Origin of the sequence: Herbaspirillum hiltneri N3 (assembly GCF_001267925.1) — a bacterium.
Lineage (GTDB): Bacteria > Pseudomonadota > Gammaproteobacteria > Burkholderiales > Burkholderiaceae_D > Herbaspirillum > Herbaspirillum hiltneri.
On sequence record NZ_CP011409.1, the window covers coordinates 4,468,999 to 4,487,132 of the forward strand.

At 56.6% G+C, this 18,134-nt stretch carries 13 protein-coding genes; 9 read left to right on the top strand and 4 right to left on the bottom strand.

From position 1 onward, the window contains the following. Positions 1-177 precede the first annotated feature (177 nt). The gene (locus F506_RS23710) at positions 178-3,948 is read right to left on the bottom strand and encodes an ATP-dependent DNA helicase (protein WP_083458110.1); all 3,771 of its coding nucleotides are present in this window, start codon (positions 3,946-3,948) and stop codon (positions 178-180) included. A gap of 745 nt (positions 3,949-4,693) precedes the next feature. Between F506_RS23710 and F506_RS22895 the strand changes: the two genes are divergently transcribed. Then, complete coding sequence (locus F506_RS22895) at positions 4,694-4,867, top strand: DUF1289 domain-containing protein (RefSeq protein ID WP_083458112.1); 174 nt, start codon at positions 4,694-4,696, stop codon at positions 4,865-4,867. Between the two features lie 67 nt (positions 4,868-4,934). Then, on the top strand, positions 4,935-5,600 hold the full coding sequence (locus F506_RS20240) for a hypothetical protein (RefSeq protein ID WP_144424130.1): 666 nt from the start codon (positions 4,935-4,937) through the stop codon (positions 5,598-5,600). 495 nt (positions 5,601-6,095) lie between these two features. Here F506_RS20240 and F506_RS20245 read toward each other — a convergent pair whose 3' ends face one another. Both F506_RS20245 and F506_RS20250 read right to left on the bottom strand, forming a co-directional pair. Beyond that, positions 6,096-6,347 (bottom strand): integrase core domain-containing protein, encoded by a 252-nt coding sequence (locus F506_RS20245; RefSeq protein WP_144424131.1) that lies wholly within the window; start codon positions 6,345-6,347, stop codon positions 6,096-6,098. A gap of 15 nt (positions 6,348-6,362) precedes the next feature. Next, on the bottom strand, positions 6,363-6,725 hold the full coding sequence (locus F506_RS20250) for a transposase (protein ID WP_053200431.1): 363 nt from the start codon (positions 6,723-6,725) through the stop codon (positions 6,363-6,365). A 452-nt stretch (positions 6,726-7,177) separates the two neighbouring features. Between F506_RS20250 and F506_RS20255 the strand changes: the two genes are divergently transcribed. From F506_RS20255 to F506_RS23870, 4 genes are all read left to right on the top strand, one after another. Continuing rightward, positions 7,178-8,191 (top strand): hypothetical protein, encoded by a 1,014-nt coding sequence (locus F506_RS20255; protein WP_200907693.1) that lies wholly within the window; start codon positions 7,178-7,180, stop codon positions 8,189-8,191. A 40-nt stretch (positions 8,192-8,231) separates the two neighbouring features. Then, positions 8,232-9,065 carry a hypothetical protein gene (locus tag F506_RS20260; RefSeq protein WP_053200433.1) on the top strand — a complete coding sequence of 278 codons (834 nt, stop codon included), beginning with the start codon at positions 8,232-8,234 and terminating at the stop codon, positions 9,063-9,065. 61 nt (positions 9,066-9,126) lie between these two features. After that, on the top strand, positions 9,127-9,915 hold the full coding sequence (locus F506_RS20265; RefSeq protein WP_235471257.1) for a 2OG-Fe(II) oxygenase: 789 nt from the start codon (positions 9,127-9,129) through the stop codon (positions 9,913-9,915). A gap of 161 nt (positions 9,916-10,076) precedes the next feature. After that, positions 10,077-10,412: an IS3 family transposase gene (locus F506_RS23870; protein ID WP_144424132.1), complete on the top strand. Its 336-nt coding sequence runs from the start codon at positions 10,077-10,079 to the stop codon at positions 10,410-10,412. Between the two features lie 219 nt (positions 10,413-10,631). Here F506_RS23870 and F506_RS20275 read toward each other — a convergent pair whose 3' ends face one another. Then, a complete protein-coding gene (locus tag F506_RS20275) occupies positions 10,632-14,276 on the bottom strand; it encodes an Ig-like domain-containing protein (RefSeq protein WP_053200435.1) in 3,645 nt (1,214 codons plus the stop codon). 750 nt (positions 14,277-15,026) lie between these two features. Here F506_RS20275 and F506_RS20280 point away from each other — a divergent pair. From F506_RS20280 to F506_RS20290, 3 genes are all read left to right on the top strand, one after another. Beyond that, entirely contained in the window at positions 15,027-15,905 is an 879-nt protein-coding gene (locus tag F506_RS20280; protein ID WP_053200437.1) for a LysR family transcriptional regulator, read from the top strand. A gap of 93 nt (positions 15,906-15,998) precedes the next feature. Continuing rightward, positions 15,999-16,757 (top strand): aldolase, encoded by a 759-nt coding sequence (locus F506_RS20285; protein WP_053200439.1) that lies wholly within the window; start codon positions 15,999-16,001, stop codon positions 16,755-16,757. 33 nt (positions 16,758-16,790) lie between these two features. Next, on the top strand, positions 16,791-18,098 hold the full coding sequence (locus F506_RS20290; RefSeq protein WP_053200441.1) for an MFS transporter: 1,308 nt from the start codon (positions 16,791-16,793) through the stop codon (positions 18,096-18,098). The last annotated feature ends 36 nt before the right edge of the window (positions 18,099-18,134 follow it).

An 18,134-nucleotide genomic window follows, 5' to 3' on the forward strand; every position in this document is an offset into this window, starting at 1 on the left:
ATCGGGGTAGGTCAACGCTTTCCGGCATCCTGGGTCAATTTGGCATCGGCAGCAACACGTGAGAAACAGATGAAAAATTCAAATGCCAAATGTTCGATTTCGGCGGTCAATTGGTCGCGATGCATCTTGCTTTCTCGTTAGGAGGACGGCAGAGAACGATTTCTGCCGTCCGAACAATCAATCAAATATTTCCTCGATGAGCTCGTCGATTGCTTTTCCGTCGATACCCCCGCGTGCGTCATCCATCGTCACCACTAAGGAGGCTCTTTCACCGCCACCCTCGGAAAGCAACTTGACACCATTTTGTCGATACCATTCCAACTTCTTTTCCCATCGCTCCGCGTAACCTGTATCGGCAAGCATGCCGCAATGTTCCCAGAGAATGGTCCTGCCAAGTGATTGGTCCTCGATTGTAAAATCAGGAAGGCGGTACCCCTTTCCGTCAATTCCATAGAAACGGACTTCGTAGGCGGCATCAATGTCGTGTGCGGCGAGCGCATCGTCGATGATGACCTCTGACTTCGACCGTAGTAACGTCCCCCGCCTCGACCTGTGAATCAACTTCTCGTCAAGCCACTTGCCAGCCACCTGCACTGGCGCGGGAAGAAGTTCCGGCGCCTCTTTCTCAAACAAGTTCGTGAAACGGGCTGGAATGACAGCGTTGTCGTCAGTTGCCAATTGCTGTAAGTCAGCCAATTCGCCTTGGTGCAGAATGACCACCCGTCGCTTCTGGCGCGTCAAGGCCGTGTACAGCATCTCGCGGCTTATGAGCCGGCTCTTCTTAGGAAGCACAAGAATAGTGGTCTCGAACTCGCTCCCCTGTGCTTTGTGAACAGTGACAGCAAAAGCCAACTCGAGCGACGGGCCTCTATCCGCGTCGAAATCTGACTTCCCGTAGTTATAAACAAATCCTTGCTGTGAAGAAAATTCAACTTTCGTCCTCCATGGCTCGTGGTTAGAACCACTTGCAGCTATCTCGCCCTCAACGACGCCGATTTCGCCATTGGCGATGTACTGAAGCGCCCCTTCGGTGGGATTCACATGCTTGCGCTTGTGATTTCGAACGTTGATAACTTTATCACCGTAGACAATTTCCTCCATCCCTCTGGGCGGAGTAGTCCTGGCGCCGCTACGGCGGCCGTTGTTAGCCCAAGAAATTGCATCCTTGCGAAAGGTACGGTGCAGCAGGCGATTGATGTCTTTGGCTCCAAAGACGTCATTGCGCAATGGCGTCAACACCTGCCAGTCATCGACTCGCGAGGCAGCACCAGTTTCGAACCGTACATAGTCGTTCTTCGCGACACCCCCATAGCTAAGGGCAAACCCTTGCTGGTCGTCTACCCCCTTCAGGTCCAGTTCCTTGCACAAGCATTCCAACATCGTCTTGCGTAGTTCTTCAACCGAGTCCCAGCGATGCGTCGTCACGCGGCCGGTCGTATCTCCCGGGCCACCAAGTATGGACCAGACCTCATCCTCGCCTGGTGCCAATGGGCGCCCACTGAACCAGTTCGCCAATTGCAGGTCGAGCGGAAAACTGTCCGTTTCGCCAGAGGCCTTATGGCGACGCTGGATGGTCAACTCCGCGTACCCTTTCCCCACCCGTGGAAATTGACCATCGGTCTCTGGAGTGAGGTGAGTCACCGCGTCGAAGAACGGCTTGCCGGCACCAATTGGAGGCAACTGTCTTGGGTCACCCACCAGGATAATTCTTTCAACGGTCCCTTTGATAGCGTCGAAAAGTGCGGACAACATGTCTTCAGTGAGCATTGAAGCTTCATCAACGATTACGGTCTTGCAGCCATCATAGGGAGCCCCAACGACGGTCTTGTAGACGCCTGTTCTGCTATCGAACCGCGCTCCGCATCCCAACAGGAATTGAGCGAGGGTCGACGCATCCTGTCCAGATTTTTGACTCAGCTGAACGCGGGCTTTGCCTGTCGGCGCCAATAGAAGCACCCCTTTTTTGGCAATGTCCTCATGCTCACATAGCGCTTTGAGCACCGTGGTCTTGCCGGCGCCGGCTGGACCAATCAGAATGGAGAAGCGAGATGCCGCCAGCTCGGCCAGCGCTGCAGCTTTTTCATCTCGTGCACGCTCTTCGTCCTTGTCAGCTTCATCGAGTGGCGGCAGAAGGTTATCCAGCCGAGCTCTCCAGTCATTCTGGATTTCAAAGCGCCTGCCGATAAGCGCTCGATTGTGAATCTCCTTCGAAAGCATTTTCTTGGACGCGACGTAGCGCTGAAGCTGTAGCGCGGGCTTCCCACCCTTGAGGGCGACGCGAAATACTTCGTAAGGGAAGAACTCAGCAACTGCCTCAATCACATCCTCTGAAGCAGGACAAGGCGGCTCAAGTTTCGCACTTCGAATACCCAGGATTACCATCTCTTCAGGGAGCATCGTATGCCCCCCGGCTTCTGCCGCATGCTCGAGCTGTCCAATGACCAGCGCTCGGATTCGACGTTTGTCCAACGCGCCGGACATACGAGAAGGTTCTGGTAGCGGATGCTTCAAGGCCACCGCTTCTGCAGGATACGCCCCGCGGTCAATGGTCTCTAGCGTCACACGCTCGAGCGTGTGCTCATCCGATGCCGGGGATGAAAACCTGTCGCCTTCGTAGATGACGTACGGGTTATCGAGCAACTGCTCATCGACATAGTCGAGGCCGGACGCACTTCGGACCGCGGAAACGAAGAACCGGTCCGCTTGTTCGTTGGTCACTGCAAACCGCGCCAAGAGCTTGAGAAGCTCAAGCCGCTTTGGCTTCAAGTTCTTCCACACTGCTGTTAAGTCACTTGTCACTATCGTTCGAAGTGTCGGAGGCAGGGAAATCGGATTTCGCATGACCTTGTCTACAAGGGGCCAAGGGTCTTCATTGTCGCCCAACTGTTCAGCCAAGTGCAGCGCCAGGAAGTTTCCGTGTTGGGCACCTAGGGCAGTCAACGCGGCACCAAGCCCGGGGTAAGCGCCCCGCAAATTCCACAGTTCTGATATTCGGGAATCAATCCATCGAAGCGCCTTCGGGATGGCATCGCCATCCACAAGAACGGCCCGCGCTGCTTCAAGAGCATGTTTGCACTCGAGAAGTGCGGAGATTGCCCCGTCGTGGCTGACATGCTCCGCAGCGTATGAAAATTCTGCAGTTAGTCCTTCGGGCGAAAATGCAAGGCACCGGTCCCAGTCAATAACAGCACCGAGCTCCTGCGCTGCTACCAGCTCCGCATATGGCAGCAGGAAGCCATCTCCATCACTTGGCCGAATCGAATGTTCAATGGTCACGTCCCAAACATACGAGGTATCGGCATCAGCCGCACGGCCCTCACGCTCGTATTGCAGAGGTTTGCCGACCCGCTTGACGCGGCCGATACCAACGATAACCCGGCGCGCATTGTCCGAAAAAGGCGTTTGTTTAGCGTAAAAGAAGCACAACGAATCGTCAGGTTTGATTGCCGAGAAAAACCCATCAAGCATCGCACGTTGATTGCGGCCATTCTGAATCCACCCGCTGTTGACCAGCCAATCAGGCTCGGTCGGTTCGCGTGCGGGGTCAAAATCAAGATGCCACGAAGCGGATAATGTATCTGCGTGCTCCCGGCGCATCCATTTAAACGGGATACATGTAGCTGAGAACGCAGGCTGTTGTTGCGTCATTGCCTTAAGGTCACGATGTTCCGGTGTCGCGCTTCTCTTGTAGGGATGGATGAAATCTCTACGCAGCGCGAATGGCGCCATGAACGATACACGCTCACGTACGCATGGTGGCAGTTCTGACTCGGACAATTCATCGAAACGGTGTCCGGCCACACATTCTTCAGCATCGTCCATCTTCTTTGCAGCAATTTCAGGAAGAGCGACGCACGCTACGTTTTCGCGCGGCTTCTTGCACACTGTCCCACGCCACTGGTCATCATGCCAGGGAACCCGAACGGACAAATGGTTTATAAAGGCCATGCTTTTTCCCTTTTTCTAGTTTTTCTATCACTCGTGACGACGATGCCGGAGCGTTGCACTTTACTTTTCGCGCGTAGCTACTTTGCACGACAACGTGCGCTTAGGCAATGCGTAAAACCGATAAGTTTGTTGGGTATGCACGATGTATAGTCGGCGTGCGGCGTGTAGAGATGGAGACGCTCACTGCGGCTGCAGCGAGCATGGTCTGAGAATTCCTTGGCACGCACCTGCAGCTTATCCTGGGCCGAAGACACAAGAACTAATCATCGTCTTCGGCATCGCTAGAAATCGCACCTGTGTTCAATTCTGCGTCCGATGGTTCAGACTCAGTCGCTTGAATGCGTTCTTTTGCGATAGCGTCAGAGGCATCCAAAGTCTGATGTGCGCTACGCTACCGTGCCGAGGAGAATCTCAAGTTATGGTTCCCTTTATCTCAGTCGATGATTCTCACTTCCCGCAAAGCCTTACTGGGCGTAGCGGAAAATCTCACCTAATGGGTCTTGCTACACAACTCACCACGGCCGCGCTGCAAGTTTATTGTCATAATGACACTCACTCGGATACAACATCTGGCTGCTCCGGCAGGAGCCAATGACTGCCGTGATGAATAACTCGCCCCTTCACAAGGCTGGTACCCTCACCTGTATGGACTCAATTATCTCTTTCATACTTGGGATGTTCAGCACGACGTCCTGCTCTCCAACTAGATATAGACTCGGCCGATAGTCCGATTACCGTTCACAACATGTCGAAAGAAATCAAGAGCCCCTGCATTTCATTGTGTCACCTGAAGCATGACGTATGCACCGGCTGCGGCCGCTCCACCTCAGAAATCAAAAAGTGGAAGAAGATGAAGTACAAGGAGCAGAAAGCGACCGTGGAACGCGCGAAAATACGGATGAAGGAAATCCGAAAATAGACAAAGAAAATTGAGCTCAAATAGCTTATTTAATTGCAGTAGAAAAATAACCGATTAGAAACCACATATGCCAAACGACAACAGAGATAACTACACTGACCTGTTTTTTGCAGCAGTAACGATTGCATGCCCTTCATTAACCGCCGCGAACTCCGTCGCAGCTCCTGTACTGAAAATTTTGCTGAATCTAAATGAAAAGAGGCAGAAGGAATCGAAGAAAATTCTGTGGGAAGAGCTGCGGCACGTTGCAAATCACGAGCGACTTGCTGCTGACCCAGACGGATTCGTCGCAAAATCTGCTCGGTATTACCAAGCTGCGATGATTGGCGCCGCACACAAGAATTTGCGTATCTTGGCTCGCCTAGTTGTCGGACACAAATCGCATCCGGGATTCAGTGCCGATGACTTTCTCTCATTTGCTGGTGTTATTGAGTCATTAAGGGGAGAGGAACTGGATGTCTTGGCGGCCTTTATAAAAGAACGTCAACGCAGAGAGCTCCTCAAAGCCATTGATTTGAACTCAAACTACTGGCCTCAAATCCAATCCTCTCTAATCCATTTTAGCCCTGACGAATTGACCGCCATTGCCAGCGGACTCACCAGAACCGGATTCATTGTGGCAATGCCTGGATTAGATGGTTCAAGCTGGAACGTAACACCAATCTTGCTCCGATTGGAACAAACGGTTCAATTCAACGATGCCATAAAAATTTCTCGTGAAGAGAATGGTTGAGCGGCAACGGAGACTCGCAACAGGGCATATCAAAAACCCCCATTGAGGGCCGCAAAGCTAGGCTGGTCGGACGAACCGATGGAACAATTTATTCCGCCGCAATTTCTATAGAAGCTACAGGTATATTGGCCCCGAAGATACCTCGGTTTCGGAGTTGATTTCTAACGAAATCAATGTGTTAAAAATTGGAAGCCTCGTGAAACCGACGGTATCAATTGTCTACCGCAGTGTGTCAATAGGGAATAAAGTTGGACCGTATGGAATATAGTTGGATCGTACGAATTACAGTTGGATCGCAAATCCCCGTACGGCCCCTATGGTTCAATTTTGACTATTGGCCACAGTCAGGTAACTTCTTCAAGCAATGGTCTTAGTCGGACTATTGCTTGAATTTTTTTTCAAACACTTCATCCATCCAATACTGATAAACCACCGACTTCCAAGTCAATGGATATGGAGTGAACCCCTCGGGCTGGACCAAGGGTGATCGAGAAACTAAGCCGCTTGCCGAACTTGTTGCGCTTCGAATTGGTTCGGTGATTGATATCCCAGCGCCGAATGCATGCGCCGTTCGTTGTATATCTCTTCAATAAAGTATGGCAGCCTCGTGGCCACATCGCCGAATTTCTCATAACCCGCCAGATAGACCTCTTCGACTTTAAGCGTCTTCATGAAGCTTTCGGCTTGTGCATTCTGGTAAGGATTGGCCGGCGCGCTCATCGAACCAAGTAAGCCAAACTCTTCCAATGCGTCCCGATACGATCATTTGGCAGCCTCGTCGGATGGAGCAGGCCTGGGGCCGCTGATGATCGATGAGTTCTCGTTGTTGCTGACGAGTTGCAGTCGTGGTGTTTTTGTAAGGAGATCGAGTTCCATCGTGAGCTGGCCGACCTTCCGCTCTAAAGCAGCAATGTGCGCTTCATACTCTGCAACCGTTGATGCAGCAGCATCTTCCCGATCCAGCTCACCGCGATCAAACTGTCCTAGCCACATCTGCATGAGATTGGCCGACAAGTTATGAGTCTTGAGCACCTCTCGCCGCCCGAGTTTGCCGCTGCGAACTTCACTGCAGATCTGAATCTTGAACTGCAGACTGTGCCGCCGATATGGACATCGTGCTGCCATGGTGTCGCTCCTCTGGAGAAGGCTCGACAAGCGTATCACTTCATCGACTGGCCTTGGTCCAGCCCGAGGGGGTTCACTCCACTAAGTGGGTCAGTTTTCGATGCAAAACTACAGTTGACCTGCCAGGTGCTGCCGAAGACCAGCCTGCGATGCACGCTCTGCGCTTTGAACCTTTCACATCATCGACGTCGGATATGAGCTGCGGACGTTCCGCCCTCCTGCTCTCCATTTTACTTGTGTCCGGGAAAAGCAGATAACCCGGCTGGGGAAAAATATTTTCAAAAAGTGAGACAGGCGGTCAAGCCCTCTTCTTCCGGTCGATGATAATAGTTTACGGCAATGGCGACGAGCCATTGCGCGCGTTCGAAATACCTCCTGCGAAGGAGGCGTGTAGCACAAACGTGCGACATACGGCGGCGACCGCCGCACCTAGAATGACGCACTGAACAACGATGATGCTTTTTCCGGTGCGAGCGCATCGGGGGGAATTTCCGCCTGCGAAACTGCGGGATGAAACAACAATAAAAAATGCAAGACCGTTGAAACACTGTCGAATGAAAATTAATATTTTTCAGTTGCACTATGACCAGGCCAGCAAGAACATGCTCGACCCGGGTTTTATCCCGTTGGAGATTGCCGGCAATCCACGTCCTGACTGGCGTGAATATTGGGCGATCCGGCAATACTTCCTCGATACCACGCTGGAAGAGCATGACTACTACGGCTTCCTGTCTCCGCTCTTCAAGAGCAAGACATGTCTTGACTCGGGACGCGTCTTCTCCTTCATGAAAGAAAATCCGGGAGGCGACGTGTATACGTTTTCGCCGACGATCCAGGATGCCGCTTGCTATCTGAATGTCTTCGAGCACGGCAACAGATGCCATCCGGGCATGATCCCGGTGATGAAGGAATTCCTCGACGTGCTCGGTATCAACGTCGATTTCACGACCTTCATCAACGACTTCCGCAGTGCCGTTTTTTGCAATTACGTCATCGCCAAACCGGTCTTCTGGAAAAAGTGGTTTGTCATCACCGAACGACTCTTCGACATCGCTGAGAAAAAGGGCGGCCCGCTGGCGCAGAAGCTCAATGGCATCACGGAGTATCACAAGGCGCCATTGGCGATGAAGGTATTCATTGTCGAACGCATCGCGTCGCTGCTCCTGGGGCTGCTTCCAGATTTGCAGGTATACGATTTCGACATCAAATCAATGCCCTGGCAAGAAAATACCAACTACTTCGCCTATCGCAAAGAAATGGCGCTTCTCAATGCGCTCAAAGTCGCTTATCTGGATTCGTGGGATGCGGAATACCTGGAAATTTATTTTTCCCTGCGCAACAAGGTTCTGATGCATTGCGACACGACCTTCGATCACGAACCCTATGTCAATTTTTTCGAGATAGGGGCCGGCATGGATCCTGCGCGCTTGGGGAAAAACAATCCCGCCCTTCGCCAATCCCCATGATCACAGGAACCCCTTTTCTACGGTTAAATCCGCTCGTCTGATGACTATCAACATCTTCCAATTTCATTATGACCAGGCCAGCAAAGCGATGTTGGATCCAGGGTTCATGCCTTTGGAAATCGTAGGAAACCCGCGTTCTGACTGGCGTGAATACTGGGGAATACGTCATTACTTTCTTGAGAACGTGCTCGAGGAAACCAGTTACTACGGCTTCCTGTCGCCGCTATTCAGAACCAAAACGCATTTGACGGCAAAGATGCTTGCGTCGTTCATGAAGGACAATCCAGACGCCGATGTCTATACGTTTTCGCCGTCCTTGGCGGACTCCGCATGCTATCTGAACGTTTTCGAGCACGGCGAAAAATGCCACCCGGGGATGCTCTCGGTCACGGAGGATTTCTTCCGTCATATCGATGTGCACATTGATTTCAAGTCGTTGATCAACGATTTTCGCACCAGCGTCTTCTGCAATTACATCATCGCGAAGCCCGTTTTCTGGCGCAGGTGGTTTGCCCTTACCGAACGTATTTTTGACATCGCAGAGTACAAAAAAAACGATTTGAGCGCACGGCTCAACACAGCCGCAAGCTATGGAAAAAGCCAGGTGCAGACCAAGGTATTCGTCATCGAACGCATCGCCTCCGCCCTCCTGGCCCTGACGCCCCAACTGAAGATTGCCAACTATCAAATGCCGTTCGTTCCACTGCTGTACTTTCCGTGCCGCGATGAACTTAGAATGCTCAATGCACTGAAACTGGCCTACATGAAATCGCAGAGACAACACTACCTGGACGACTACCTTGCCTTGCGCCAAAGCGTGCTGATCCGCTGCGATCCGGAGTTCACAGACGAACAGCACATCGTCCAACTTTAAGAAGTATCTCCTCACTGCGAGGGGTAGGTAAAAAAAGACGAAATGAGAAGGGAACAGAGGAATGATGGAAAAATTTGTCAATCTTCACAATCTGGAAAAGGCGATGGCTGGCTTCAAGAACGCCGTGCCCTTCGATCACGTTGTCGTCGATGATTTTCTTGCGGAAGAATGCTTGGAAAAAATAAAAGATGAGTTCATTGGTTACGACGCGCCGCAATGGTTCAGCTACAAAAACCAGATTGAGGACAAGAAAGCACTGAACGACTGGAATATTTTCCCAAAAGATACTTACCAGCTGTTCCAGCATCTGAATTCGGAACGGTTTGTCGCTGCGTTATCGCGTCTGACTGGAGTGACGTTGCATTCAGATCTGGGCCTGCATGGCGGCGGCTGGCATATCCATGGCGTCGGAGGAAACCTGAATCCGCATCTGGATTATTCCATTCATCCCAAACTGGGTCTGCAAAGAAAACTGAACCTGATCATCTACGTGTCTGAACAACTCGAGGAAAAGCATGGCGGACATCTGGGGTTCTGGTCGAACGATGAAGTCGCCCGGCAGCCCGACAAGCTGATCAAGGAAATAGCGCCGAAATTCAATCGGGCCGTACTGTTCGATACGACGCAAAATTCCTGGCATGGCATGAATCGCCCCCTAGTCCAGCCGGAAGGCATCTACAGAAAAAGCCTGGCGATCTACTACCTCTGCAAGCCGGCAGAAAGCGCCGACCGGCGGGAACGCGCATTGTTCGCGCCGAGAGAAGAACAGAGAAACAATAAAGACATTGAAGATCTGATCAGAATGCGCGCAGACCTCAATCTATCCAGATTCGCCTACCGCAAGAACTGACCCTCCTCCGACTACCTACCTGCTCCAGAACGGACCGTCCCAGGCCTGCAAGGTTTCAAGAAAAACGCGCAACTTGGCCGGCAGAAATTTGCGCGCCGGGTACAGCGCATGCACCGGAATCAGCGGCGAACACCACTTAGAGAGTATTGCGGAATTAGATTTTGGGTCTGTTAACTTTTCTGACTTGGTGCTATCGGCGTATCACCCTGGAGCTCAAGGCACGAGGCCATGTCATCAACCACAAGCGTGTTGCCAGAGTCATGCGGGAGAACGAGCTGCATGCGCATCACCGGCGCAGGTTCAAGCCCATTGCAGACGCTGAGAGCAATCTCGCAGTGTTCCCTAACCGTTATCGCAACATCATCCCAAAGGAGCCGGATCGTGTCTGGGTTGCTGATATCACCTACATCCGCATCGCTTCTGGCTTTATCTATCTGGCAGTCGTTCTGGACGCCTGCAGTCGCAAGATGATCGGCTACGCCATCTCCAAACCGTAACTAGGCTGCCATGGCTTCGCTTTTCAACTATACGACCAACTTTTTTAATTATGCTCTGCCCCTAACTACCTATAGGGCTATGGCTCGGCCAACTTTAACTGCAAATTCTATTTCTTTTAAATCAAACACTTAGCACGTACTTTGTCGACCAACTTTATTCATTGTGGTCATTTGACCGCATGTTAACGCGGCATTCACACACCTTTTTCACATCGCTATTTAGCGCAACGGCACATTAACCCCGAGCAGGATCGACGAATACCGCCCCTGCCCGACATTGAGATTGCTGCTGTAGTCGACGATCAGCGACGCGCCGCTGGCCATCAGCAATCGCATGCCTAAGCCGGCTGTCCAGTTGCCGGTGAAACTGTCGTCCGAGCGGATCACGTAGGCCGGGCCTGACGAGGCCAGGTCTGCATACGAAATTCCTGCTTCGCCGGCGCCGGAGAACTGGCGGCGGTATTCAAGCCTGGCGCGCGGCGTCCACATACCGAAACGGCTCAAGTACCGGCCTTCGGTACGCAGGCCGAAAGTACCGCTGCTGGTGCGCACGCGTTGTTTGAAATAGGTCAGTGCATTGTTGCCGGCGGCGGCTTCGGTATATTGCGCCAGCGTGGTGGACGTCAGATCGACCTTGCCGTACGGTGACCACATCCAGCTGTCGCCGCGGAACTCATAGCCGCTCGACAGCGCCACGAACAGTTGCTTGCCGCCGCGTTGACCGGTGGCGAAGCTGCCGTCATCGGTCACATAGCGGGTCGAGTCGAAGTTGAGTGCGCCGTAACCGAACATGCCGTCGATGAAAATGTTCGGCGTTGGTCGCAAGCTGCCATAGACGGTGGCGACTACGCTCTGGCCGATGCTTTTGCTGCCGTTTTCACCGATATCGCTGCGGTCGCGGCTGTAACCGGTACCAGCACCGATGGTGATCTGATCGCTGAGGCGATAGTCGGCGCCCATGCTGACACCGTTGGTGGTGAAGCGGAAACCTTCCTGCTGGCCGTTGGCGTTGCGCTGACCGAAGTCGACCGTGCCGGCGATCCATAGCGACAGTTCTTGTCTGGTCTGCTCAGGCTTGGCCGGCAGTTCCGGCAATGCAGCCAGGCCATTGCCATCTGCCGCAGCCGCAGCTGATTTGGCCGCAGGCTTGCCGGCCTGGCTCAGCAACGGCCAGCCGACTTTGCGCATGCCGGCCTGCAGTGGCGAACCGACCACGCGATCGATTTCATCCTCATTCCATTGCGCCAGCAGCGGCTTGACCGGCGCGGCCGGCTGGGCAAACCCGAGGCCAAAACTGGACTGCGCCCAGCCGGTGCCGTGCAGGCTTTCCAGGCGGCGACTGAAGTTGCCCAGCTGCGCCGTCGCGAAGCGACTCGCGCTCTGGCTGTGCGCGGCGACCAGACCTTTGACCTGAACATCGTTGGCAGCATTGGTGCGCGCGGCGACGGTGATGTTCACGGTCGCGGCAGCCGACGTACCGGACGCATTGGTCAGCGTATAGCTCACCGTGGCGATGCCGGTAAACGCCGCTGCGGGTGTGAAGCTCAAGCGGAGGGGTGCACCCCCGGCACTGGCGATGGCAGCGGTGCCGGCTGCCGCAGGATTGATTGCACCGAGCGTCGCCGCAGTGAAGGGACCACCGGTGGCACCCGTGGTCAGATCGACCGACACCGTGGCGCCGGCCGCGCCGGAGATGCTCTGGTTGACGGCTACCGGCACCGCGCCGACGCTGATCGTGGCCGTCACCGGGGCCGAGGCGCCGAAGACGTTCGACAGCGTGTAAGTGAATTGCACGTTGCCGCTGAAGCCGGCGGCAGCGGTATAGACGATGTCGGTGCCACCGACCACGGCGTTGCCGGAAGTTGGTGCGCCGACAATCGTCACCGCCGTAATCGGACCGTTGGCGGCAGCAGCGCCGGCATGCAGCGTCACCGACTGGCCGGGCCGCACGCTGGCGCTTTGCGGCGGCGAGGCAGGCGCCGCCAGCGCAGCTACCGTGACGGTGACCGTGGCCGCCGGCGAAGTGCCGCCTGGTCCGGTCGCCAGATAGGTGAAGCTGTCGCTGCCGAAATAATTGGTGGCGGGCGTATAGACAATGCTCAAGCCGTTGACGACGGCGGTACCGTGTGCGGGGTTGCCTGCCACGACAACGCTGGTGATGGAGCCAGTGTCATTGAGGGTGACCGGAATCGTCACCGCCTGATTGGCATTCGTGGTGGCGTTGTCGGCTGCGGCCACGGGAACGGCCTCGCCGACCGTCAGCGTGAACACCTGCGATTTGGTCACCGGCGTCGGCGTGGTGCTGTCGTTGGCGGATGCCGTGACCGAGAAGCTGCCGCTCTGCGTCGGCGCACCGGTGATGGACGCGCCGGTGGCGCTTGTGGTGTAGGCAAGACCGGTCGGCAGGCCCGTCACGCTGACCGCGCTGTACGGCGCACTGCCGCCGCTCCAGATCAGCGTCTGACTATAGGCGGTACCTACCGTGGCGTTCCATGTCGCGGATGGCGTGATGCTGACAGTCGGTACACCGACCGTGACAGAGATGGTCGCCGGTGACGATGTGCCGACCGCGTTGGTCGCCGTGTAAGAGAACGAATCCGCTCCGGCATAGCCGATGGTCGGTGTATAGCTGAACGATGAGGTGCTGAGCACCGCGACCGAGCCATGCGTCGCACCGGTGGTGACAGTCAGCGAAGTGGCGGCCCCGCCGCTCAGCGATGCGGCAATCGTGTAGCTGCCGGCGCCGCTGTTATAAGCGACCGTGACGCTGGACGCAGTGGCAATCGGCGCGCCCGCACCGACGTTGCCGGCGAAGCCTTGTGTTCCGCTGAAGCCATTGACGTCAGTTGCTCTGAGCGTAAAGGAATACGCGCCGGCCGCAGAAGGCGTGCCGGTGATGGCGCCGGTGGCTGCTGTCAGATTCAGGCCGGTCGGCAACGCACCGCCGATGACGGTATAGGTGTACGCGGGGCTGCCACCGCTGGCGCTCGCCTGCAGAGTGGCAGGTACGCCGCGCTGGAGCGTGGCCGCGCCGATCGACACACTGATCGTCGGCCCCGTCACGGTCAGCGTGTAAGTGCGCGAACCGGTGGCAGCGGTACCGGTGGAGCTGTCAGCAGCGGTGACCGTAAAGGAAAAGGTTCCGGCCTCGGTCGGCGTTCCCGACAGCGTTGCCGTACCGGCATTGAAGCTCAGGCCGGCGGGCAAGGTGCCGGTCTGGCTGTAGATATAAGGACCGCTGCCGCCGCCGGCGCTGAACGACTGGTTGAATGCCGATACCGTCGTCGCACTGAGTGCGGCGCCGCTTGGCGACACAGTAATCGTCGGCGCCGTCATCGTCACGCTCACGGTTGCCGGTGCCGAGGTTCCGCCTGCATTGGTGGCGGTGTAGGCGAACGAATCCGGGCCGTTGTAGCCGATGGCCGGGGTGTACCTGATGGTGGTGCCGCTGATGAGGGTCGCGCCGTGCGACGGTGGGCTGGAGACCGCCACGGATGCCGTCGCGCCGCCGCTGAGCGACAGCGTCACCGGGTTGAGCGTGCTGTTGTATGTCACCGCCAGACTGGCCGGGCCTGCCACCGGCGGCGAAGTCGCTGCACCCACGGTGATATTGAAGGTAATGGTGTTGTCGTTTTCGTCCTTGGCGGTGAACGTATCCGAAAGTTGGCCGTTGCCGTTGTTGGAGTAGGTAATGTAGGTATTGGTGTCGCCCGTCGCAGGAGTTGCTGCGACGATGCTGCCATTTGCGGGATTCGTCAGAATGCCGTTCCATCGGCTGGACGAACAAGTGTCAAAGTGAAGCTGAATTTGCTGGCCGGAGGCGACTGCGCCTGTGATTGTCCCCGCAAGGAGAAACGGCAGCATAGGCCGGATTGACCCAGCTTCCCAGCAGCAGCAGCAACGTCAGCGCCACTGTCAGCAGCGGCGCCGTCGCCAGTGCAATCGCGCTTGCCCATATCCCGCTTGTGGCAATACATGCACGTCGCCACGGCGACATTGGTGACGATGAAAGAATGCGGCTTGCGACGCCGATGGAACTAGGTTGAAGCATGCATCCCCCTGGATGGCCGTGCGAATGTTCTGAAGCCGGTGTTCGCAATCTGATGTCGCTGTGGCCGGGATTTTTTAGATGAAAACGGCATCCGTGAATACGCCGCAGAGACAAAGGCGCACTCTTGTTTTTTTAATCTGCTTCTGTGCTGCGCAGGCGTTTCCGACGACGCGGAGAAAGTGACGAACGCGTGACGTCACTCTCCGTAAACCCTTTCCGGTTTTGCGTGGCGGCCTTGTCTTTGTTGATGGACAGCCCGGTTTCCGCACGCGAGTGTAGTTCACTTTTTTTCGGGACTTGACCGGGTGTCTCACTTTTTAGATTTTGTTTGCTATCAGGGATAGCGCGCGTTGTCGGGCCTGAGGGGAAAATGAGGTGCGTCGGCGTACTGCGATTCCTGCTCGCCGGTCTTCCCCCGGATGCATCACGCCCTTGCAGACCCAGGCCTGGCTGAGAAATGTCAGAATTGGCTATCGAAGACGTCCGACTTATCGCAAAATCACAACTCAGGCACCGTCACCCGAAATCAGCCGCCTCACCACCTCAGCCACCTCAGCCAAGCCATGAAACACGCCGATCATCAAGTCCGCCTCTTCCTCGAGATCTGCCGCTGCCCCACCCTCTCGGAAGCCGCCAATCTGCTCGGCATGAGCCAGTCCAGCCTGAGCCGCACGCTGGCCGGCCTGGAGGTCGAGGTCGGCAATCAGCTGTTCGACCGCAACGGTCGCGGCATCAAGCTGACCGAGGCCGGCATCCGCTTGCGCGACGCCGCGCGCCCCGCCTACGATGCCATCGACGATGTCGTCAGGCAGTTGCGCAACGAGCAAGGCCGGACCACGGGCAGCATCAAGGTCGCCACCATCCACACGCTGAGCTACTACTTCATGGGCAACGTGGTCGCCAGCTTCATGAGCCAGCGGCCGGCGGTGAATATTTCGGTGGTCGGCAGGAGCTCGCCGGAGGTGGTCGATCTGGTCGAGGCGGGCAAGGCCGAGATCGGCTTTGTCTACGACACGGCGGTCGCCACCGATGCGGTGGACATCACGCCGCTGTTTGAAGAGACGATGGTGCTGGTGGTGCAGGCCAGCTCGCCACTGGTGAACAAGGCGTCGGTCGATCTGGCGGCGCAAGAGATTCCGCTGGTGGCTTTCCCGCCGCATTACGCGTTGCGGCGCATGCTCGACCGCCACGGCTTTACGCCGAAGATCTCGGCGGAAGTCGAAACCGTCGACGCCATGCTCAAGCTGGTCTCGCTGACCTCGGCATGCTGCGTTCTGCCCGACCGCATCTCCGCGGAATTGCTGCACGACTACGGCCTGGTGCGCGTGCCGCTGGCCGGTCCCGCGCTGAAGCGGCGCATCGTCGCCATCACCAGGAAGGGGCGCGCGAAGACGGCGCTGGTCGACTTCATCCTCGATATTGCGCTGGAGCACAGCAAATAAAAAAATGCATAGCAGCTATGCATCCGGCGTCATGGATTAAATAAAGTCCGTCACCAATACTTCCTCCCATTCCAAACCAGATGAGGAGAAGTGATGGAACTGCGAAGCAAGGAGTATTTCGACCAGCGAGCCACGCAGGAAATGCAGCAGCATCTCGGCAAGAGCAATCGCTCGCTGCGCGAGACGCTCGCTTATGCGGCCCGCATCCTGGCGATGACGGGACAGGAAGCCGGTCTGGCGGGCCAGATCAGCGCCCGCTCCGAACGCGCCGGCGCTTACTGGACACTGCGTTTCGGCCTCGGTTTCGACGAAGCCACGCCGGAAGATTTCATCGAGGTCGACGGCGACCTCAACACCCTGTCCGGCACGGGCATGGCCAATCCCGCGACGCGCTTCCATCTCTGGGTGTACAAGGCGCGGCCGCACTGCAACAGCATCATCCACACTCACTCTCCCTACGTCTCGGCGCTGGCGGCGGCCAGGCAGCCGCTGGTGGTATCGCAGATGGACATGACGCCGTTCCACAACGACTGCGCCTTCCTGCCGGACTGGCCGGGCGTGCCGATCGCCGATCAGGAAGGCGTGATCATCTCCGAAGCGATGGGCCGCAACCGCTCGATCATCCTGGCCAGTCACGGCCAGCTGACCACCGGCGACTGCGTGGAGGAAGCCACCTATCTGGCGGTCTATCTGGAACGCGCGGCACGGATGCAGGTCCGCGCGCGCGTGTTCGGCCCGACCACGCCGCTGCCGGATCATCTCGCCGCCGAGGCGCACGACTACCTGCTGAAGCCGTCGATTGTCAAAGGCACCTTCGATTACTGGTGCCGCCAGGACGACGCTTCCCGCTGACCGGGATACACAAGAAAAAAGAGGAGAGACGAAATGCAAGGAAATGCAGAACTGGACGCGCGCAGCGTCCCGCACGAGGAAAAGAAAAGCCGCCAGCACGTGATCGCCGGCATCGCCAGCATGCTGGGCACCACCATCGAATGGTATGACTTCTTCATCTACGGCACCGCCGCCGCATTGATTTTCAACAAGCTGTTCTTCCCGGCCTTCGACCCGCTGACGGGCACGCTGGCGTCCTTCGCCACGTACACCGTCGGTTTCCTGGCGCGGCCGCTGGGCGGCATCGTGTTCGGCCACTTCGGCGACAAGATCGGACGCAAGTCGATGCTGCTGATCACGTTGCTGATGATGGGGATCCCGACCATCATCATCGGCCTGATTCCGACCTACGAGCAGATCGGCTACTGGGCGGCGGTGATCCTGGTGATCATGCGCATCATCCAGGGCCTGGCGGTCGGCGGCGAATGGGGCGGCGCGGTGCTGATGGCGGTCGAGCATGCACCGAAAGGCAAGAAGGGATTCTTCGGCAGCCTGCCGCAAACCGGCGTGGCGCCGGGCCTGATCCTGTCATCGCTGGCGATGGCCGCCGTGGCGCGCCTGCCCGAGGCGGACATGCTGGGCTGGGCGTGGCGCATTCCGTTCGTCGCCAGCGTGGCCTTGCTGATCGTCGGCTGGTTCATCCGCATCAAGGTGGCCGAATCGCCCGACTTCGAGAACATGAAGAAGCACGGCCAGGAAGTGAAGCTGCCGGTCGTCTACGTCCTGAAGCATCACTGGAAAAGCCTGCTCACGGTCTGCGGCGCGCGCCTGGCGGAAGTCACCTGGTTCTACACCGTCGCCACCTTTGCGCTGTCCTACGGCACCCTGCAGCTGGGACTGACCAAGGGCCTGATGCTCAACGCCATCATCGTCGGCGCACTGGTTGCACTGTTCTTCATGCCGATGACCGGAATACTGGGCGACCGGTTCGGGCACCGCAAGATATTTGCGCTCGGCGCCATCGGCATCTGCCTGTTCGGCTTCGTGTTCTTCAGGCTGCTGGCATCCGGCACCGAGGCCTACATCTATCTGGCGATGGTGATTGCGATCGGCGTGATCTACTCGCTGCTCTACGGTCCGGAGGGCAATCTGTTCTCGGTGCAGTTCCCGCCGCACGTGCGCTACAGCGGCATCTCGCTGGCGGTGCAGGTCTCCGGCGCCATCGGCGGCGGGCTGGCGCCGCTGGTCGCGACCTGGCTGCTCAAGATCAACCACGGCAATCCGCTGCTGCTGGCGACCTGGCTGACCTGCCTCGGCGTCATTGCCGTTGCCAGCGTGTCACTGATGAAGGCGAACGACTGACTGTTCCATCCGGCCTCCCATTGCAGTACGCTGCGA